This window comes from Polaromonas sp., assembly GCF_039932935.1.
GTDB lineage: Bacteria > Pseudomonadota > Gammaproteobacteria > Burkholderiales > Burkholderiaceae_C > Polaromonas.
Window position 1 is genome coordinate 1 of sequence record NZ_JBDTPB010000053.1, and the last position, 21,504, is coordinate 21,504.

The following is a 21,504-nucleotide window of genomic DNA, read 5'->3' on the forward strand; positions in this document are numbered from 1 at the left end:
GGAGGCGGCTTAGTTCTGATGCACCCCGTGGTCCAGCTCGAGGGGTTCACTCCATGGGGGTGCGGACATTAACTTGGACTGGTTTATGCCGTAAGTCCAAGACTCTCTCGGTATTCGATGGAGCTAAGAGAGATCTTGATCCGCTTCTCGTTGTACCAGCGAATGTAGGAATCAACTACCTCAATGAACTGCTCAATGATTGTGGTCTTCCAGTCCCGAGGGTAGAACAGCTCCGTTTTCAGCCGGCCGAAGAAGCCTTCGCATGCAGCGTTGTCAGGCGAACACCTCTTGCGCGACATCGAGCGGATCAAGTTCGCGTCACCAATCCTCGACAGCCAACCGGGCCAGCGATAGTGGGCGGATTCAACCGGTCGTCGCAACACTGGTTTGTTGACTGGATTTTAGATATTCATTCAAGGCTTCGGCTGGTGTCATCCAGCCGAGTGTTTTTCGAGGCCTGGCGTTCAGCGCATTGGCGACGGCGTGGATCTCCTGGGCGCCCCATCGGGACAGGTCAGTACCCTTGGGGAAGTATTGCCGTAGAAGGCCATTCGTGTTTTCGTTCGTGCCGCGCTGCCATGGGCTGCGGGGATCAGCGAAGAAGACTTTCACCCCGGACTCAATGGTGAATCGGGCATGGTCGGATAGCTCCTTGCCTCGGTCCCAAGTCAACGATTGCTTCAGCTGGGCCGGTAGGGTCGATACAGTCCTTTTAAGCGCATCGGCCATGGTCACGGCCCCATAGCCTCCCAGTGCGGGGCCTTTCTTCGTTCGGGGAATCAGTCCATAGTCGCTCTCGCGAGGCAGGTGCACGAGCATTGTGAACCGGCTTGATCGCTCGACCAGCGTGCCGATCGCAGAGCGGTTCAAGCCAATGATCAAAATCACCTTCCCAATGTCCGGGAACAGCGCGATCTTGCGCCTCTGCAGGGCGACTGGAGATCATCACATCCTCGCTGACGTGCGCCCATGCCTTGGCCTGTACCCTGCCTCGAGGCACGCGCAATGCCCGCCCGGTGCGCAGGCAGTGCACCAGCTCGCGCTTGAGAGCACCCCGACCCTGAATGTAGAGGGCCTGATAGATGGCTTCGTGAGAGATACGCATGGATTTGTCATCCGGGAAGTCGATACGCAGTCGGTTGGCAATCTGTTTCGGGCGACCAGCCATTGACCCATTTTCGGTCACCTCGATGAGGTTTGTTGCGACCTTGGAACGGTGCCTGCCGGGGACCGGCAACCGCACGGCCACCAGCATCATGGACCTTTCCTTCCAACGGTCTTGGACGTAGCGGTGCATTCGCGGGTTAGTCACCAGTTTCGCCGGCTTGGGCCTTCTGGCAACCAGCTATGCCTTCCACTGCGCAACAGATGCCCGATACTCCAGCTTGCCTCCACGAGTTGCAGCATTGCGTGTCAGCTCTCGTGAGATCGTAGAAGGGCTTCGCCCAATGCGGCGCGCGATCTCCCGTACACCAACGTCTTGGGCTCGCAACAACCCAATTTCTTCTCGCTCCGCGAACGACAAATATCTTGCGGACACAGGTTTCGACATAAACAATGGCATGCCGCCACGATGCCGGAACCAGCGCGAACCAGCGGCCTGCGACACGCCAACGGCCTCCTCCGCGGCCTTCTCGCTCGTGATTCCTGTCGCGATTTGTTCCCAAAATCGCTGCTCGATCTCACGCCGGTGCGACGGCACACCCGGCGAGCGCATCGCTTCTCGCCCCGTCAACTTCTTCATCCACCCTGCGGGTCGTCCCATAAACACCTCCTAGATTAAGGTGTGCGACGACCGGTTGAATCCGCCCAGTACGCCAGCGAGACGTACCGCCGCTGGGCCAGGCAGGCGTGATGGTTGACCGGGTGCTGGCATCGATCAAGGCATCCCGGGATGCCATCGAGCAGGAGGATGTTTCCCTGGGCTCCGTGAACAGTCAACGTCGCCCAAAAGGACCTATATTCACCATTAATCTGGCCAAGAGATCGACACCGCCCGTCATGACTTGGTCCTGAACCGTAAGGGCAAACGGTTTCTCAATCAGCTCCAACACCCATTCTGGTGTTGTCGTGAATAGCTTGCCCGATGCAGTCGGTTTCCAAATATGTTGCACTGTTTATCGGCCTGTCATTGGGGGCTGGCTTGGCTTTTTTGGATTGTGAGTTGAGGTCTTGAGCAATCGTGTCATCTTCTCATCGGCCCCATAGCGTTCGGCGTATGCGTGTTGCTTCTTCCCCAGTTTCGCTCGCTGCATGGCACGGTTGCAGAAATGGATACTCTCGGCGTACTGCTACTGCTTTGTTGGTAATTTGCCGTGGGTCGTTTTCGTGGGTGGCATGCGAATGCCCGAAAAAGTAGATAAAACCGCTTATCGAAGTGATGCTTGCCCTCTCGTGGAGGCGCCGTCTTACATGGCTTTATCTTGAAGGTGGTAGTAGTAACACTTGCATTTGGCCGATCTTATCCTTATCGTCCAATCAAAATAGCAAGTCACCCGCACGGTGCGGGCTGCATTTGCAGGGAGGAATTTCCGGCATATGCGCCCGTCCAACAGCAAGGTCCATGAGATGCTGCTCATCAGGCAGCCGCGGCTTTCGTTCGGCTTATTGCGCGGCTTTGCTGCGGTCGCGCAGAACCTCAGCTTCACCATAGCGGCCAAGGACCTCTGCCTCACGCAATCGGCGGTCAGTCGTCAGATCCAGACACTGGAAATCCAACTTGGCACATTGCTTTTTCATCGGACCCGAAAAACGCTGGAACTGACGGCTGCGGGGCATGCACTCTATTCCGCCGTCACCAGCGCGAGCAAGCTGATCGACAGCGCGGTCATGCGGCTCAATGAAAACAAATCGCGCATCGAGCTGAGGATCGCCTCATGCGGCTCCTTCGCCTCCTGCTGGCTGGTGCCGCGCCTGTCGCGCTTCATGGTGAGCTGCCCCGGCTATGACGTGCGCATCGAGGCCATCGGCGAGGCCGCGCCTGCGGTGCCCAGTGGCGCCGACGTCGCGATCCGCTACTTCAAGGCCGGCGAGCCGGCGGACGGCTGGACCAAGCTGTTGGACGACGAACTGCTGCCGGTCTGCGCGCCGTCGCTGCTGCAGGATGCGCACCGGCCCCTGCAGCAGCCGAGCGATCTTGCACGGCATGTGCAGATCCAGTTCACCTCGCGTGCAAGCAGCCACCGCGCCAATGACTGGACGCGCTGGCGTGAGCAGCTGCGACTCGCGCCGCAGAAGCCGGTGGGAACATGGAGCTTCTCCAGCTATGAGCATGTGCTCAAGGCCGTGCTCGACGGCCATGGCGTGGCGCTGGGACGGCTGCCACTGGTGTCCGCCTGTCTGCGCGACGGGTCGCTGCGCGCGCCGCTTCGCGGTGCTCGGATGCTGGCCGGTTCCTGGCACGTGGCGGCAGCCGGCGGGCAGGCACATGTTTCTGAATTCCTGGACTGGTTGATCCGTGAATCCGCGCAGGAGTCCGCATGGGACCATGACAAAACCGAATGATTGCGAATGAAAAAATATCGTTTGATCGAATGAACTCATCACCCGCATACTGATTTCGCCAGGCCAGCCATCGTGCGAATCAGCGCACAAAAGTCAGGTCCGGCGCATACCAACAGGCAAAAGGGCGGGCACTATGATGAACATCAGCGATCCTCGGGCTGAGGACTATCTTCAGGGTGATTCCCTGGCCATCGAGCTCCACACCCAGTTGCGGGCGATTCCGGCGACGCCTCAGATTCACGCCCTCCAGCAGGCGCTGCGTGATGAAGGACGCGCGGCGCTGCATAGCGACACGCCGGTCATGCCTGCATCCGCCACCAAGCGGGTGATCCCGATCATCGCTGTTAAGTGACCATGCGCGGCCAGCGGCCAATGACAGGCGGTATCGTGATTGCCGGGTGTGGCTCCTACCTTCCGGGGCGGCCGGTGACGAACGACGAGATCGAAGCACAGGTAGGCACGGGCTACGACCGCTGCGGCAAGGGCCAGTCGCTGCATGACTGGGCCCGCCGGCACCACGGTGGTTCGATCCGCTACTGGGCGGACGACAACGAGGCCACCTCGGACCTCGCGCTGGCCGCTTCGAGGCGGGCGCTTGCCGACGCAGACATGACCGCTGCGGACCTGGACCTGATCGTGGTGTCCACATTCACCAGCGATCACCCAGTGCCTTCAACGGCGGCCCGGTTGCAGGCTGGGCTGGCGGCACGGGCGAAATTTCTGCAGATCGATGCGGCCTGCAGTGGCTTCGTGGATGGCATGTGGATCGCGACAAGCCTAATGCGTCAGCAGGGGCTCAAGACTGTGCTGGTGGTTGCTGCCGATGTGCTGTCACGGCTGTCCGGGCCGCAGCAATATCTGCCCAAAACTGTCTTCGGCGATGCGGCAGGTGCCGTGGTGTTGACCTGGCATGACGATGCCGCGATGGGTGTCCGCGAATTCTCCACCGGGTCCGATGGACAGTTGGGCGACTATGTGTTGATTCCCAGCGGCGGCAGCAAGTCGGCGTTGACGCCAGCGCGCCATGCCGCCGGCGAGCAGTATTGGAAGCTCGACTTCCACAACATCAAGCTATGGGCGCTGGAGCGCATGAGCCATTGCACGGCCGACGTGATTCACAAGACTGGGCTGATCCAGGCCGACGTGGCTTGGTTTGTCCCGCACCAGGCGTCCACGACCATCATCCGAGAGTGGGCCGATCGTCTGGGCATCGCAATGGAGAGAGTGGTGCTGACCTACGAGGAGATGGGCAACATCAGCGGAGCGTCCATTCCGGTTGCGCTGGACAGGGCCAAGCGGGCCGGTCGCTTCCGCAACGGGGAGTGGATCGTGATGCCAGCGGTTGGCGCCGGCATGGCCTGGGGTGCTCTGAGCTATAGATGGGCAGGTGATGACAATCCGGTTCAACCGGGCCGGGAGGGCTGACCATGGGCGACAAGCGAACTTACTTTAGGAACGAATATGACGACACAGTATGAGCATTTTGACCCTACCGCACCCGATGTTATTGATAACCCTTTCCCGATGTTTTCCCGGCTGCGTGAGAGTGATCCTGCCCATTGGTCGGAGCGGCTTGGCGGATGGGTTCTGACGCGCTATTGGGATGTTCGGGAGTCTCTGAACTGGTCCGTTGAACGATTGGACGCTTTCCTTCAGGCTGTCGATCACAGCGACAGTAAGGGTATGCAGCGGATTGCGCTTTGGGCCACGTTCAATGATGCGCCGATGCATGTTCATTTGCGCCGTCTCATGGCCAAGGCCCTCTCCAGCGATTTCATCGATACCGCCGAGCCGATCATCCACGATCTTTCAAAACGGTTGAGCAAAGCCGCCAAAGAACGCGATCAAATCGACTTCATGGCCGATTTCGCCCATCAGATTCCGATCGGCGTTATGGCAAAACTCTTTAATTTGCCAGATGAGGATATCGCAATGCTGCGCCACTGGGTGCACGAGATCAATCTCTTCGTTGGTGCAGCCAAGCATGTACCCGACAAATATCCACGCTCAAGTGATGCTCTCGAGAGTATCACTGAGTATTTTATGCGTCATTACGAACAGCGCGTCCGCAAAAGTGGGGGAAATGATTTGCTCAGCCGCCTGATCTTTGCCGAAGAGGATGGCGATCGCATGACGCGCGATGAGGTGGTGGCGACCTGCGTGATGCTGCTCTATGCCGGACATATCACAACCACTCATATGCTCGGCAATGCCTTGCATGCGCTTCTGAAACATCCGGACCAACTGCGAGATTTGCAGAAAGATCCCAGCATTGCCCAGCCCGCCTGCGAAGAATTGCTACGTTATGACGGGCCAGTGCAATCGATGGTGCGTGTTGCCATCAATGACACGCTCTTGCATGATCGGACGATTAAGGCTGGCGACCGCATCTTCCCCATGCTCAACGCCGCCAACCGCGATCCACGCCGTTTTGATAATCCCGACAAGCTTGATATTCACCGGGAGCGAAACTCGCACATCGTGTTCGGACATGGTCCACATACCTGCATCGGCTTACGGCTTGCGCGATTGGAATTGCCAATCGCTATCAACTCGTTCCTTGCCGATATCTCGCATGTCGAAGCAGCGGGCAGCGTGAGCTGGATCGATTCTGTTGCTTTCCGCGGGCCTGACAAGTTGCCAGTTCACCTCGTGGCACGAAATTAGAACCACGCCGAAGTTTTTTATCTTTCAGATCAAGGAGAGTGTTCCATGTTGATGAAGCAAGAACGCGTTCAATCGTATATCAGCGATCCCTTTTTGAAAAAACTGGCTACGGCATTGGCCGATTCCCCGCCCATCAGGCCGGCGGTGGTTGATTTAACGCATAAATGCAACCTGCGCTGCACCGGCTGTTATTTCTTTGCGGAAGACATGGATCGACATAAGGCGCCGAGTAAGGAAGCGGATTTTGATGCTTTTGTGGCCATGGAAAAGGCGCGCGGCACCAATTACATGACAGTCGTAGGTGGAGAGCCGGCCCTTCAACTCGGCCGCCTGCGTAAATTGCATCAGAATTTTAATATCCTGCCTTATACAAACGGTGCCATACCCATCCCACGCGGTGATGGTTTTGAAGCCATGAACATCGCGATTTCTCTTTGGGGAGGGCATGAGACCGATACGAAACTGCGCGGTGGTGGCAAGCAAGATGTTTTCGCTAAATCGCTTGAAAACTACCGAAACGATCCGCGCGTTGTCTGGTATTACACGACAACACCAGGAAATGCGCACGAAATTATGCCGGTTGTAAAAGAAATCGTTGCAAACAAGAACTACATCATGTTTTCATTCTATGAGGACCATGGAAATCTCGGCCATAAATTCGATCATCGCTCAGGATTTGCCGAGGTTGTTCGCGAAATCGAGGTTGCGACAGCTGCATACCCAGAATGGATTCTGACAACTGCACATCTTGCCAATGTAGCAACCACAAATCGTCTTTACGATCAAAGCTGGGGTCACGCAGTCTGCCCTGTCGTCAGCGCCGATAATCCCAAAAATGCAGAGCGTATCCGCAATGGCAATGCCCATTCCGATCACATGCGTGTCTATCTACCCGACCTGAAAACGACCAGGCGTTGCCCTGTCGGCGAAGATCATGACTGCTCGGCCTGCTATAACGTTTTGGCCCGACTAACCTGGATCATGATCAATGGCGAGAAGCATTTAGGCAGCGTTGAGGAGTTCGAGGATTGGCTCACAAGCTCCTATATGTTCCATGTCTTTTCTGGGATGATCCCCAGAGAAGCCGCACGGAGCACCATTCCCGTCATCCATGAAAGGCGGGCACGCCGGAATGTACAGCACGTCCAGTCGGCAGGATAAGCCGCTTGCCAAGTGTCAAGGTCGGTTGCTGTTACCGACCGCAGGAGCAGGGATGGCCTGGGGAGCGGCCGTCGTGCGTTGGGAATCGTCCAATTCATTCAAGAGCGCAGGTGTAGCATGATTGTGGCCCAACTTCTGGAACAAGCCGCTAGGCGGTATGCAGACAAGATTGCCATTGAGTGTGGCGATACGGCTTTTAGCTACGCTCAGATGTGGCATCGTGGACTGTGCCTTGCGGCGACACTGCGCCGAAACGGCATCGATGCAGGCGACCGTGTCGGTGTACTGTGCGCCAATACGATTCCGGCGGTTGATGCAATTTTGTCGCTGGCGATCTTGAGTGCAGTACGTGTTCCACTATATGCGCGCGACAGCTTGAAAGGCCATTTGCATATGCTCAAAGGGACTGGCTGCAAAGCCGTGCTTTTGGATGACACCTTTATTGCGCTGCCAAGTTTCCACGATGCGTGCGCATCAAGCGGTATTTTGGTTGTTCCACTGGGTCTCGAGCTAGGGCAGGAACAGCCACTCGCGCAGATCGCTCATGGAGGCTGGGATGATTTGCACGCCATACGCCACACCGGTGGCACGACAGGCTATCCGATGCCGGTTGCCTATTCCAACCGGCAATGGATTGATGCAGCCAAGGATTGGTTCAGCGAATTGCCGCGTGTGGAAGTCGCAGACCCGTTCCTGCATGCATGTCCCGTATCGCATGGTTCAGGCTATTGCTTCCTGCCAGTCTGGCTGCGCGGCGGCATCAATGTTTTGATGCCCGATTTTGACGTCGATTTGACCCTCGCAGCCCTATTGCAACGGCGCAATGCCATGACATTCCTCGTTCCAACGATGCTAGCTGCCCTTGTCGAGCGGGCACGCGAGCTTGGCCACGTCACGCGCAGCGCAAAATGCATTCAAGTTGCCTCGGCCCCAGTCACACCAAGAACACTGTTGGCGGCGTGTGAGATTTTTGGGCCCATTGTTCATCAACTCTACGGGCAAACGGAGGCGCTTCCTGTTTCGATCCTCAAGCCAAGCGATATCGAGAACGCAAAGCCCGAAGACGCCGCTTTGTCCTCCGTTGGCTGGCCCCTGCCCTATGCAGTCATCGAAATACGCGATCTAGAGCATTCGGAGCGCCGCCTCGGGCGAAATGAGGTTGGGGAAGTTGCTTTGGCTTGCGGAGCCATGATGAGTGGCTTTTATGGTGCAGCCGGCACCAATAGTCGCCAGCGCATCTCCCAAGAGTTTGTCCTAACAGGCGATATCGGTCTTATGAACGAGCATGGCATGCTCACATTGGTTGATCGCAAAAGCCAGATGATTATTTCGGGTGGGTTCAATATTTTCCCAGCAGAAATTGAAACTGTTTTGCTCTCTCATCCCGATATTCTCGAAGTTGCCGTGTTCGGAGTCCCCGATTCCAAATGGGGAGAAAGACCCAAGGCTGTTTGCCAGATCCGAAAAGGCTCGACAGTGAAAGAAGAAGATCTGATTCACCTGTGCGTAGAGGAACTGGGTTCGTATAGAAAGCCTGTTGCGATCAACATGCAATACGATCAACTTACACGCACTGCTGTTGGGAAAATCGACAGGGTAGCACTTCGATCCCCCCATTGGGAGGGACATCAGAAGTTCGTTCACGCAGTCTGAAATCAAGAAAGTACAAACAACATGCTGGGTCGAAATTGGATTTTGTTGATGGTCACGTCGGCCAGCTTCGCAACGTCACTTACCTTCAATAAAGTCATTGTTGTAGAAATCGGACCCTTTACCCTTGCGTTTTTGCGCACCTTATTGGCCTTGCCGCTGCTTTTAGCTATCTTGCCGCTACTGGGAGCCACCAAGCAGCATATTTTTCAGGCAATTAGACCAGCCCTGTTGGCGGGGTTGTTGTTGGTCGCGATCCCGTTCACAGCCATTTCCTACGGGCAGCAGACAATTGCCAGCGGGCTTGGGGGGATTCTCTATGCTTCCATGCCGCTTTTTACAATCGTATTTGCCAATTTCATGATTGAAGATGAAAAAATTACCGCAATTAAAATCGTAGGAATATTGATTGGCATGGTTGGTGTCGCTATAGCCATCGGGCCAGACATTCTGATTAACGGCATAGGCCATAACGTCAAAGGTGAGTTGGTCACACTGATTGCTCCACTCAGCTATGCGCTTGGGACCGTTTATTTGCGACGGCATCGCAACCTGCATCCCGTCGCATTGTTCAGCGCTATGTTCATCGTTGCGACCCTGGTCATGCTGCCGGTTATTTTCCTTTTGGAAGAACCTCTCCTGATGCGTCCCAGCAATGGAAGTCTCGTGGCGCTGGCCGGATTGGCCACGGTTGGCACCGCTCTGCCCGCTGTGCTGAGTTACCTGCTGATTCAACGTGCCGGCGCGACAAATGCTTCGCTCAGTATGTTTTTCACTCCACTTTTTGCCATCATTTATGGCACATTTTTACTTGGCGAGCGGTTACCGCCTCAGGCTTTGCTGGGATTGGTGCTGATCATCCTGGGAAGCATCATTGTCACGCGGCTGAAGAATTAGCCCGGAAAATTGAGATAAGTGGCCTCTCCTCCCTGACCCAGGCGAGCGACACAATCGCGCGCGGAGTAGAAGAAATGAGCCAGCACCAACCGCTGCGCTTGCACGTGCCCGAGCCTAGCGCCCGGCCCGGTTGCAAGACCGACTTTTCCTACCTTCAGCTATCTCCCGCCGGCTCCGTGCGCCGCCCGCCGCTTGACTGTTCTGCGGCTGATACCGGCGACCTCGCCCAAGACCTGATCCGTGTGCTCGACGAGCAAGGCCGTGCCGTCGGGCCGTGGGCGCCTCACCTCTCCGCGGACTCGCTGCGGCACGGGCTGCGCGCGATGGTGAAGACGCGCGCGTTCGATGCGCGGATGCTGGTTGCTCAGCGGCAGAAGAAGATGTCCTTCTACATGCAGAGCCTGGGCGAGGAGGCCATCGGCGCTGCCCATGCACAGGCTCTCGAACCAGGCGATATGTGCTTTCCGACCTACCGCCAGCAAAGCCTGCTGCTGTCGCGAGAAGACGTGCCGATGGAAGAGCTGATCTGTCAGCTGATGAGCAACGAGGCCGATCCGCTGAAGGGGCGGCAGCTGCCGGTCATGTATTCGCGCAGGGCATCGGGCTTCTTCAGCGTCTCGGGCAACCTCGCCACACAATTCATCCAGGCGGTGGGTTGGGCCATGGCCTCGGCCATCAAGGGTGACACGCATATTGCCTCGGCATGGATCGGCGACGGCGCAACGGCCGAGGCCGACTTCCACACCGCGCTGACGTTCGCCCACGTCTACCGCGCGCCGGTGATCCTGAACATCGTCAACAACCAGTGGGCGATCTCGTCCTTCCAGGCCATTGCCGGGGGCGAGGCCACCACCTTCGCCGCGCGTGGTGTCGGTTGCGGCATTGTCTCGCTTCGTGTGGACGGTAACGACTTCCTCGCGGTTCATGCGGCTTCGCTGTGGGCCGCACAGCGCGCGCGCGCCAATCTCGGGCCAACACTGATCGAATGGGTGACATACCGGGCAGGGCCGCATTCAACGTCCGACGACCCGTCAAAGTACAGGCCCGCCGACGACTGGCAGCGGTTCCCTCTGGGCGATCCGGTCGAGCGGTTGAAGGCGCACCTTGTCGGCCTGGGCGAGTGGTCGCAGGCGTGGCACGACGCCCTGGCGATGGAGCTCGAACAGGACGTGGCCGCCGCGCAAAAGAGAGCGGAGAGTCACGGCACGCTGCTGGACGGGCGAGTACCAAGTGCCGCGACGATATTCGATGAGGTCTACAAGGACATGCCCGATCATCTGCGTCGCCAGCGCCAGGAACTGGGAGTTTGAAAATGCTGACAAAAACCCGCACTCAGGAACTTGCGCCGGGCGTAGGCAAGACAACCCCGATGACAATGATTCAGGCGTTGCGCTCGGCGTTGGACGTCATGATGGCGCGCGACGGCAACGTGGTTGTCTTCGGCCAGGACGTAGGCTACTTCGGCGGTGTTTTCCGCGTGACCGAGGGCCTGCAGGCCAAGTATGGTGCGTCGCGCTGCTTCGACGCGCCGATCTCCGAGGGCGGTATCGTCGGTGCCGCGGTCGGCATGGCCGCGTATGGGTTGCGTCCCGTCGTCGAGATCCAGTTCGCTGACTATTTCTATCCGGCCTCAGACCAGATCGTGTCGGAGGCGGCCCGGTTGCGTCATCGTTCGGCTGGCGATTTTTCGGCACCGATGACCATCCGCATGCCATGCGGCGGCGGCATCTACGGCGGGCAAACCCACAGCCAGAGCCCGGAAGCCCTGTTCACACATGTCTGCGGGCTGCGCACGGTGATGCCGAGCAACCCGTACGACGCGAAAGGTCTGCTGATCGCCTCCATCGAGAACGACGACCCGGTCATCTTCCTTGAGCCCAAGCGCCTGTACCACGGGCTCTTCGACGGCCACCATGACCGGCCCGTTGTGCCCTGGTTCAGCCATCCAAGCGGTGAAGTTCCAGAGGGCTACTATACCGTTCCGCTCGAATCTGCGGCCGTGGTGAGACCGGGCCGGGAGGTAACCGTGCTTGCGTACGGAACCATGGTGTGGGTCGCCAAGGCTGCGGCGCATGAAAGCGGCGTGGACGCCGAGGTCATCGACCTGCGGTCCATCTGGCCGCTCGACCTGGAGGCCATCGTCGCCTCGGTGCGCAAAACCGGCCGGTGCGTCGTCGTGCATGAGGCCACCCGCACCAGTGGGTTCGGCGCCGAATTGGTCGCCCTGGTGCAGGAACACTGCTTCTGGCACCTGGAAGCGCCGGTTGAACGTGTCGCCGGTTGGGACACGCCTTATCCGCATGCCCAGGAATGGGCATACTTCCCTGGCCCCGAGCGTGTGGGCGCGGCGCTGAAACGTGCAATGGGGCGCTGAAAATGGGACTGCACATCATCAAGGTGCCGGACATCGGCGAAGGCACCGCGGAGGTCGAACTGGCCGCGTGGCACGTCAAGGCCGGAGACCTCGTCACCGAGGACCAGGCACTTGCCGACATCATGACCGATAAGGCGACGGTGGAGATACCGTCCCCCGTCATGGGCAGGATCGTGACCCTCGGTGGGCAAGTCGGCCAACAGATGGCAGTGGGCGCGGAACTGGTACGCATCGAGGTGGACGCAAAGGGCAACGTGGCCGACGAGGCCGTGGCCGTTCCCGGCGATGCGGCGGCGCCGGTCGTCGCACGGATTCCGCAGGCGGCGCCAGGAATGCAACCGCAACCGCCATCGCAGCCAGAGCCGCAGGCACAGCCACGAGCTGAGCCGACCGGAAAACCGCTCGCATCGCCGTCGGTGCGAAGGCGCGCAGACGAACTTGGTGTGGGTCTTAAATATGTACAGGGCAGCGGTCCGGCGGGCCGTGTCATGCATGAAGATCTGGACCTGCATGTGGCGGCGCGGGGAGCGGCCGTCAGTGCCCCTTCGCCGGGCCGCGCACGGCTCACGGGTGAAACACAGATTCAGGTCGTCGGCCTCAGACGCAAGATCGCGCAGAAGATGCAGGAAAGCAAGCGGCGCGTCCCCCACTTCGGTTACGTCGAGGAAGTGGACGTGACGAAGCTGGAGACCATGCGTGGCGAACTGAATGCGAGGTATTCGGCAACACGCGGCAAGCTCACCCTGTTGTCTTTGCTGGCGCGGGCGCTCGTCATTGCCTTACGGGAGTTCCCGCAGATAAACGCGCGCTATGACGACGATGCCGGCGTTGTGAAACGCTATGAGGCAGTGCACCTGGGTATCGCAACACAGACCAGCGGGGGCCTGATGGTCCCCGTGCTCAGGCATGCTGAAAGCCACGACCTGTGGTCCTGCGCGGCCGAAATTGCCGGCATGGCGGAAAGAGCGCGCAGCGGAAAGAGCCTGCGCGAGGAACTGTCCGGATCAACTCTGACCATCTCGAGCCTGGGAGTTCTCGGCGGCATCGTCACAGCGCCAGTGATCAATTATCCGGAAGTGGCCATCGTCGGCGTGAACCGCATTGTCGAACGACCGGTCTTTCGCGGCGGCGCGGTCGTGAGCCGCCAGATGATGAACCTTTCTTCGTCCTTCGACCATAGGGTCGTCGATGGCGTCGACGCAGCCGGATTCATCCAGGCCGTCCGGTTGGCACTCGAGTCTCCCAGCATCCTCCTCATAGAGTAAAAATGGAAATCCAGAACGCCACGCTCTTGGTCATCGGTGGCGGGCCCGCCGGCTACGTGGCCGCAACACCGCAAGACGTCAAGCATCGCCATGATGATTTTTCGACGATGTATGACACTCTTTACTTTCACGCTTTTTTTGAGAAAGCAGGGATAAGGGATTTTTACAAGCACGTGAAAAAATCGGGGCCGCCTAAATTTTTACTGTCTTTCTTTTTGCAAACAATAGCTTGTCAGAGATTGGTCGTGCTTGAGAGTCAATTAGGTATCGCCCTACCTAATGCTCGCACTGGTTGCCGTATAGCCTTTTCAGCTCCATAGAACTAGCTGATCAGTTGGTGTCATTGGTTAACAGAAAAATTTCTGGCAACGATTCCGAACCATGTCGAGTGGGTGAGTTGACGTACTTTGCCATGAGTTTGCACTTAGGTGACGATCACTTTCATTCGAGAATTGCCAAGAGAATAGTAGATTCCGCAAGCGATTGATGCAGTTCTACGTCGCACAAACTACGCGCTGCAAGGCACTCGACTCTTGGGCGCTTCAACATGAATTGACTCGAACAGAATCTGAGGGGGTGAGAATCTATTCTGGCCAGATGGTGGAATCTCTTACTACCGAGGCAGATGATTGGCTGCGTAGAAATAACTACGAGCGGCTATTTGAGAGATGTTATCTTCCCGCGGCGATTGAAGGAAGTAGGCGCCGTATTTGTGTTCAGATTTTGTTCTCCGTGCTATCAAAGTCATATGACTCGGAGATCCAAAGAGAAGTAACCCTACCCAGGTAAAACATCTTTTCATTTGTTTTTCGAACCGCTCCCCGAGTTTATGGAGATGCTTCCACTCCCGGATTGAACGATGTTGTTCGCATTCTCACCCTCAGACTTCTGTATAGGGGCGGCAGACACAGTTGGTGAAGTGGCCGGTGTCAATTTAGGAACACTGCTTTCCTTTGGGGAAAAGGCAATCACCAATGGCACGACAAGCCCTGCGATCGCTAAAAGTATTTGTATCCACAGTGGCATCTTCGATTGCATTTCTATCCTCCGATCGGTCGATGACTGTAATCGCTGAGCACTAGCTCAGCATCTAAAGGGTATCTTTGTGGTGTGATGTAAATATTCACGCAAATGCGAATTTTGCAAAGATAGGCGCCGCGTCAATCTCAGTGTTCCGACATCTAGATCAATACCGAACGCGCCTTGAGCAGGAAAAGTGGACCGTTGTTTGGCGGGAACTTTTAGGAACACTGGGGAAGCCGACACAGCTTTCGATGTGTTGATGTGGTGCTCCTTCACATTCTGCATATTGCAGATACTGTCGTTCCTGCGTTGTACAAAATGCGGATAGTAGAACTAGTAGTTAATGCTAAAGCCTGTCAATTGCATGCATGCGCAATAGGCGGATGGCATCTGCATTCGATTACTCGCAGGCGTCAACGCGTCGTTGACGCTGTCGATTTTCCTACTGCGTAGTTGACCAAGAAGCGCGGCTCTGAAATTTTTTTGATCTGGAGGACACTGTTCCTGATAGACGACATCGTCACCTTCCCGGCGCTGGTAGCGTCGTGCTGTTCGGGTCTCCTCTATGTTGAGGATGCTAGTCGTGAAAGCACTCACTAGTATCGAGATACAAAGGGAGGGCTAGAAATGGACGTCTTTATGAAATATGGGGAAAGCTCGGCAGAGTTTGAGCCAACAGCAGTCCATTCGGTGGCGTGCACTCGCCGAAGAAGCTCTGAGTCGAGGGGGGTGCTCTCGCTCGATCCGCGAAAAGACAGTCATGCGAATGCCGCACTCTTGCGTCAACGGGTTCTGTCCCGGACGCTAATCGCTTTGGTCGCATTCGCCGCAACAGTCGCACTGGCTGGCGGCGTAGTGCCGGGCAATCTCAAAGAAAACGCCAAAGTCGATCAGAACGGCGCCTTTAATTTCTCAATTCCTATTGAGGTGCCTCCCGGCATCGCTGGCATGCAGCCGGAGCTTTCATTGGCTTACAGCAGTCAGCAGCAGAACGGCATCGTCGGCATGGGATGGTCGCTGACGGGATTGCCCAGCGTGCAGAGGACCAAGCGCATTCGCGCAATCGATGATGTCAATGGCACCATCGCTTACGACGCAAACGACAAGTTCTCCTATCAAGGCCAGCGGCTCATCGTCACGGCTGGCGTCTATGCCGCGGATGGCAGCGTCTATCACAGCGAAATCGAAAGCTGGCAACTTGTGTCGGCGCGAGGAGTAGCCGGTTCCGGCCCCAGCTCATTCATCGTCAAAACTCGAGACGGGCGTACTCTCGAGCAGGGCAATACCGCCGATAGTCGCGTCTTGGCGGCCGGACGGTCCGATGTACGGGCATGGAACGTGAATCGCGTGACCGATCTGAACGGAAATTCGATGGACATCACCTATTCGGATGATCCATTGAATACCGGAAGTCCCGACCGCCACGGATATCCCGTGCAGATCGCATATACCTCCAATGGGAGTACCGCGGCCAATCGATTCGTGCGCTTCAAGTACGAGGCACGGGACGATGTTGAGCGCACCTTCATCGGTGGGTCGGAGGTACGCCTGTCCGTGCGCCTGAGCCGAATCCAAACTTTCGTCGCCGGCGCGATGGTTAGCGACTACCGTCTCACCTACGAATCGAGCAACGCGACGGGCCGTTCTCGCATGCTGGCGGTCAACCGCTTCGAATCTGATGCCACCACGGCGACATCACTGGCTCCGGCCAGTTTTTCGTACGCCAATGGCGCTCTCGCATTCGCGGGCAAGCAGAACTGGCTGAACGGTGCGTTCAGCAAGAGCCAGGGATGGGACGGCGTGCAAAACCCATTCACGCTGGCCGACGTGAACGGAGACGGTTTTCTCGACATCGTGGGCTTCAAGAACGGCGTGCAGGTTGCGCTTGGCGGCAGCGCTGGCTTCCAAACGCCTACGCGATGGATCAACGATTTTTCGGGGGACCAGGGCTGGAACTCGAGCACACGCCGTCTTCTCGCCGACGTCAACGGCGACGGGCTTGCCGACATTGTCGGCATCTCTGGCAAAGGCGTGGAAGTCGCCATCTCGAGTGGCGCGGCGTTCACGAAGAGTGCGACCGTATTCCCTTATTTCGGCTCCAGCCAGGGCTGGACCCAGAACATGCCGGTCTGGCTCATCGATGTCAACGGCGACAAGGTCATGGACATCGTTGGCGTCAAGAACGGCTCGGCTTGGGTCGCGGTTGGCCAGGGCAGCGGCACCTTCGCCACTCCGACAGTCTGGCTTCAAAACTTTGGCCAGTCCGGCGCGAACTACTTGTCGGCCGATTTGAACGGCGATGGCAATGCCGACCTAATGGTGGTGGCCAACGATCAGTCCATCCGCGTCGCGCTCTCCACCGGAACTTCATTTGAGACCGGCAGTTGGCGAAACCAGGCCTTCAAGGGGCTGTGCGGGACGCAGCCCGTCACGTCCCAAACACCGCTGATGGTTGCTGACGTGAATGGCGACGGCCTCACGGACGTGGTGGCGTTTTGCGATGCGGTGTACGTCACACTATCCAGCGGCCAGGGCTTTCAGCCGGCGGAAAAGTGGAACACCACGTTCGCAGGACCCACTTGGAGCGCCGGCAACCAGCGCATGCTGACGGACCTGAATGGCGACGGCCTGGCCGACCTGGTCGCCGTGACGTCCAGCGGCGTGATTGCGGCGATTTCGAACGGCCACGCCTTCCTGGACGGAAAGTGGAACCAGGCTTCCTTGCCCTGGGGCCTAAGCGGCGGCGGCTCGTCAACTATCACCACGCGCCTCCTGGGCGATGCTAACGGCGACGGGCTGATGGACATGGTTGGCATCGGCGACACGAACGTCTATGTGGGTCTGTCGGCCGGCGCGGTGCCTGACGTGATGGTCGGCGCTGTCCGCTCCGCCGGCGCGACATACACGGTCACCTATGCACCGTTGTCCGATAAGACGGTGTATCAGGAAACTGGCCCCGCAGCTAAAAAGTCGGCGCTGGCGCAATATCAGAACTTTCAGCCCTTCAGCAGCCAATCGGCTATCCCGAACTTCCGATCCGCCTCCAAGCTAGGTGGCTTCTATCACGTGGTGAAGACGCTGCAGATCGCCGACAATTCGGCGGTAGGCGACACAGCCTTCAACTATGCGCACCGCATTCAATACGAAAACGGCGGCGTCGATCTGAACGGCCGCGGCTGGGCCGGCTTCGCGAAAGTCACGACCGACAGTCAGGCCGGCGGCAAGCGATTGGTTAATACCTATCTCCAGGACTTTCCTTTCATCGGCAATCTCACCGAGAGTACTACTGTCGATCGGCTGCAGATGCCCAACTGCTCCGGCAGTCCGGTGCCCCATTCGGGCCAAAAGCTCGCTTATGTGCCTGTACAGACAGCAGTTAGCACCAGTCCGCAGGCCACGCCGGTTTATTTCGTGGCCCGCACCGACCGACAGGTCGTGGCATATCAGGATTGCGCAGTCGCGCGCCGGCTGGGCACTCACTATGACTACGACAGCTATGGCAACGTCGCGATGGTCACGCGCCAAAACGCGGTTGACGCCAATGGACACGCTCTGGATCCGTCCAAGAATGTTTACACCTTGCATCAATATTTCAACGACCCGGTAAATTGGCGCTTTGGCTTCTTGCTGTTCAGCAAGGTGTCTTCGTCGAGTGCCTCGGCCAAGATCGGACAGTTCAATCCTGGGACGGATTTTTCGCTCAGTGCGATGACCTACGACGCAAAGCTGAATCTCGCCACGCGGGGCAAATGGGACAACGGCAATTCACGCTTCCTCAGCGATTCTTACCAATACGACGGATACGGCAATCGCACCGTCACCACCCAGCCTTCGACTGCCGTCGTCAGCGTGTCCTACGATCCGCTCTTTCATGCCTATCCGCTGAGCAAATCGGTCACGCCGGCACCGGGCAAAACGCTTGGTTGGACCTATGGCTACGATCCGCGATTCGGCAAGCTGTCGGTGTCGGTCGATCCGAACAATGTGACCAAGGCGCACTGCTTCGACAGTTTCGGCCGCGTGATCGCAAGCCAGGGCCCTTACCCTGACAACCGCACCACCGGTTCGTTCGACGCGTCGTGCGTGTCATCGCTCGCCACCGGCGCGCCTGCCGCGGCCAATCTGCTCACTATCCAGCAGCGCAGCTACCAAACCAGCGGTGGCTTGCCGGCCGTGACCACGACCGCGCTTGCCGTCTGGCCGCAATCCTCCGAGAGGACAACCCTGCAATCGACCCAGTACATGGACGGCCTTTGGCGCAACAGCAAGGTGGTCAAGACCAACCCAGGCGAGCGGATGCTGGTCGCGAGTCAGACGGCCTACTCCGAACACAACAAGATCTCCCGTTCGGCTGTGCCGTACTTCGTGGGTGATCCGGTGCGCTACATCGTGAACAAGCGAGACGTACAAGGCCGCCCGATCGAGACCGACACGCCCTGGGGCGCGGACGGCGTGTCGATTTCCACGAAGTCCTATACCGCGACCGCGACGGGATCCACGGTCCAGATGACGAGTGCCGCGGGCACTGCCTATGCAAATACGCAGATGTTGGCGTACGGATATTTCGCGGACAAGCCCAGGCTGCTGTCAATGACCACGCAAGGCGTCACAACCGCGACGACCTTTGGCTATGACGTCCTGGGCCGCCGCGTTTCCGCGGCCGCGCCTGTCAGCCAGGACGGTAGCCGCCCGAGCTATGCGTATTCCTACGATTCGCTCAATCGCATCGTTAGCAAAACCGAACCGACACGGGGCAACATCACCGTCACCTACGACACCGCCGGAAATCTGGCCAGCCGCAAACAAAGCGGCGGAACGTTCAACTACACCTACGACCTCATCGGGCGAAGGCTGGGCGTGCTGGACTCCGCCGGGCAGGCGCGCGGCTATGTCTTCGACAATCCGCAAGTGCCGTTCGGCATGAACCGCAAGGATGCGGCACAAGTGCTGAACGCCGACAAGAGCCTCGATTCGAGCTATGCCTATGCCTACGATGCTTATGGCAAGCCGGCGCAGGTGACGATGAATCTGCCGGCGGCGGGCAAGAGCTATGTCTCGACCAGCTCCGTGGATCCCGTGGGCCATCTGGTTCGTCTCGGCAATCCGGATGGCAGCGTGGTGCAGCGCGGCTTCAATGGAACGCGGCTGGCATCGGTCTCCATCGCCGGCGGTGCCGGCGCCACGTTTAGCGACTATTCGGCAGCCGGCACGCCACGCCGCATCACCTACGGCAACGGTGTCACCGCGAATTACCTACTCAATATCGACGAGTCACCCGCGCAACTCACCATCACTGATCCCGCGGGCAAGGTGCTAATCTCCCGGGCGTTCACCTGGGACCAGCTCGGACGCCTACAGACGGTCACCGATCTCACGACGACGCCGGCCACGGTGTTGCAGCAATACCAATACGCGGGCCTGCGTCTGGCGAGCGCGACCAACGGCGCTAACGTAACGAATTTCGCCTACGACGACACCGGCAACATGACCGGATACGACGGTGCGGCCTACACGTATTCGGGCACCCAGGCGATTTCCGCAAGCGGTGGCGCGGCGTTCAAGGCCGCCTACGGCCCGATGGGAAACATGCTCGATCTCGCGCCGCAAGGACAAGATCCGCTCGCATTCACCTATGACGTGCGCAACCAGCTGGTTGCGGTCCGTAAGGGCAAGGATGCCGCCGGTGCCAGCTACAAGTACGACGATCAAGGGCGGCGCATCCTGGCGGTGGCGCCTGACGGAAGCCAGACCGTCTATGTGTCGCCCTGGTACATGGACGTGATCGCCAAGGGCGCATCCAGCCCGATTCGCGTGTTGTCGGCCCGGGGTGTTCCGTTCGCTCAATGGGGCGCGACTACCGGTGACCCGTCTCAATACTATTTACACACCGATCATCAGCGCAGTGTGTTCATGACCTCAAGCGCGAAGGGCCAATCGCTCGCCACCTTCTCTTATTCGCCGATGGGCAAGTTGCAGGCGTCGCCTGCCGCGCTGCCACGCTTCCTGTACACGGCCAAGGAACTCGATCCGTATTCAGGCATTTATTGGGTTAATTCGCGTGGCTACCATCCTGCTTATGGTCGCTTCCTCAAGCCTGACAGCCAGCTCGGCGGGCCGCTGTTGCGTCCCGACGCGCTTAACGACAACGCCTATGTTCTAAACAACCCGGCGAGCTATCTCGATCCGACCGGACACTCGGCCCTTGGCGTTGCAGGAGGGGTGTGCTGGGTAGTCAGCGCAGGGTTCGGCATCACGGCCGCGGCCGATGCGGATCTGGCCAAGCCGATGGGCATTACTGCTGGTTCGGTCGGCGCTGTGTGCGGTATCTTGAATGCGCTCGACTCGTATCTCACGCCCGCCGCGCAGGCCCCTGTCGCCGCGGCGGTTGGGGGAGCTCCGGGCGGTGGTCTAGGCGGCGGCGCGTTGGGCGGCGGCGGAGGCGGTCTGGGCGCCGTCGGCGCTGGAGACGGCGCTGCGGCTGTCAATGGGGGCGCGGCGGTTGGCGGTGGCGATGCCGCAGTCGCCGGCGCCGATGGCCTGGCCCCGATGGCGCTTCCGGGAGCGGCGAACGTGGACGGCGCATTGGCTGTTGCGGGCGACGGTGTGGTTGGCGGGGACGCCGCCGCCCCGGTCGTCGCAAGCCTGTCGCAAGTGGCAGCGGTCGATGCGCTGCCGGCTGCCAACGCCGGCGTGATCGGTTCAGTCGAGGGCGCCGCGATTCCCGACATGATCGTAGCTAGCGGCGTCGCCGAAAGCGCGGAGGCGGCCTCGGCCGTTACCGCGACCGCGACCGTCTCTACGAGCACGGCGGTGGGATCGACCGTTGCGCTGGGTTCGGCCGCGGCTGAAGCGACAATCGGCGGGGCCGCGGCCGCAGCGACGGCAGGGTCGGTCGCCGCCGAGGCGACGGCGGGCGAGGCAGTGCTGGAGGTATTGCCCGTGCTGGTACTGGCGCTCTAGCCG

General features: G+C 58.7%; 13 protein-coding genes and 1 pseudogene. 12 read left to right on the top strand and 2 right to left on the bottom strand.

All coding sequences use genetic code 11. The features are described from left to right. Window positions 1-83 precede the first annotated feature (83 nt). Both ABI546_RS10080 and ABI546_RS10085 read right to left on the bottom strand, forming a co-directional pair. Window positions 84-949 (bottom strand): annotated as a pseudogene (locus tag ABI546_RS10080) (IS30 family transposase); the annotation flags it as partial. Between the two features lie 396 nt (window positions 950-1,345). Then, entirely contained in the window at window positions 1,346-1,744 is a 399-nt protein-coding gene (locus tag ABI546_RS10085; RefSeq protein ID WP_348046460.1) for a helix-turn-helix domain-containing protein, read from the bottom strand. Window positions 1,745-2,538: 794 nt separating this feature from the next. Between ABI546_RS10085 and ABI546_RS10090 the strand changes: the two genes are divergently transcribed. From ABI546_RS10090 to ABI546_RS10145, 12 genes are all read left to right on the top strand, one after another. Beyond that, the gene (locus tag ABI546_RS10090; protein WP_348046461.1) at window positions 2,539-3,504 is read left to right on the top strand and encodes a LysR substrate-binding domain-containing protein; all 966 of its coding nucleotides are present in this window, start codon (window positions 2,539-2,541) and stop codon (window positions 3,502-3,504) included. 133 nt (window positions 3,505-3,637) lie between these two features. Further along, a complete protein-coding gene (locus ABI546_RS10095) occupies window positions 3,638-3,856 on the top strand; it encodes a hypothetical protein (RefSeq protein WP_348046462.1) in 219 nt (72 codons plus the stop codon). Window positions 3,857-3,858: 2 nt separating this feature from the next. Beyond that, window positions 3,859-4,929: a ketoacyl-ACP synthase III gene (locus ABI546_RS10100; protein WP_348046501.1), complete on the top strand. Its 1,071-nt coding sequence runs from the start codon at window positions 3,859-3,861 to the stop codon at window positions 4,927-4,929. Window positions 4,930-4,965: 36 nt separating this feature from the next. Then, complete coding sequence (locus tag ABI546_RS10105; RefSeq protein ID WP_348046463.1) at window positions 4,966-6,171, top strand: cytochrome P450; 1,206 nt, start codon at window positions 4,966-4,968, stop codon at window positions 6,169-6,171. A 45-nt stretch (window positions 6,172-6,216) separates the two neighbouring features. Continuing rightward, the gene (locus ABI546_RS10110) at window positions 6,217-7,332 is read left to right on the top strand and encodes a radical SAM protein (protein ID WP_348046464.1); all 1,116 of its coding nucleotides are present in this window, start codon (window positions 6,217-6,219) and stop codon (window positions 7,330-7,332) included. Window positions 7,333-7,449: 117 nt separating this feature from the next. Next, on the top strand, window positions 7,450-8,985 hold the full coding sequence (locus ABI546_RS10115) for an AMP-binding protein (RefSeq protein ID WP_348046465.1): 1,536 nt from the start codon (window positions 7,450-7,452) through the stop codon (window positions 8,983-8,985). 21 nt (window positions 8,986-9,006) lie between these two features. Continuing rightward, window positions 9,007-9,879: a DMT family transporter gene (locus ABI546_RS10120; protein WP_348046466.1), complete on the top strand. Its 873-nt coding sequence runs from the start codon at window positions 9,007-9,009 to the stop codon at window positions 9,877-9,879. Window positions 9,880-9,953: 74 nt separating this feature from the next. Next, the gene (locus ABI546_RS10125) at window positions 9,954-11,189 is read left to right on the top strand and encodes a 3-methyl-2-oxobutanoate dehydrogenase (2-methylpropanoyl-transferring) subunit alpha (RefSeq protein ID WP_348046467.1); all 1,236 of its coding nucleotides are present in this window, start codon (window positions 9,954-9,956) and stop codon (window positions 11,187-11,189) included. A 2-nt stretch (window positions 11,190-11,191) separates the two neighbouring features. After that, on the top strand, window positions 11,192-12,253 hold the full coding sequence (locus ABI546_RS10130) for an alpha-ketoacid dehydrogenase subunit beta (protein ID WP_348046468.1): 1,062 nt from the start codon (window positions 11,192-11,194) through the stop codon (window positions 12,251-12,253). A gap of 2 nt (window positions 12,254-12,255) precedes the next feature. Continuing rightward, window positions 12,256-13,518 (top strand): dihydrolipoamide acetyltransferase family protein, encoded by a 1,263-nt coding sequence (locus ABI546_RS10135; RefSeq protein WP_348046469.1) that lies wholly within the window; start codon window positions 12,256-12,258, stop codon window positions 13,516-13,518. Window positions 13,519-13,520: 2 nt separating this feature from the next. Further along, entirely contained in the window at window positions 13,521-13,838 is a 318-nt protein-coding gene (locus ABI546_RS10140) for a hypothetical protein (RefSeq protein ID WP_348046470.1), read from the top strand. 1,516 nt (window positions 13,839-15,354) lie between these two features. After that, a complete protein-coding gene (locus tag ABI546_RS10145; RefSeq protein WP_348046471.1) occupies window positions 15,355-21,501 on the top strand; it encodes an FG-GAP-like repeat-containing protein in 6,147 nt (2,048 codons plus the stop codon). The last annotated feature ends 3 nt before the right edge of the window (window positions 21,502-21,504 follow it).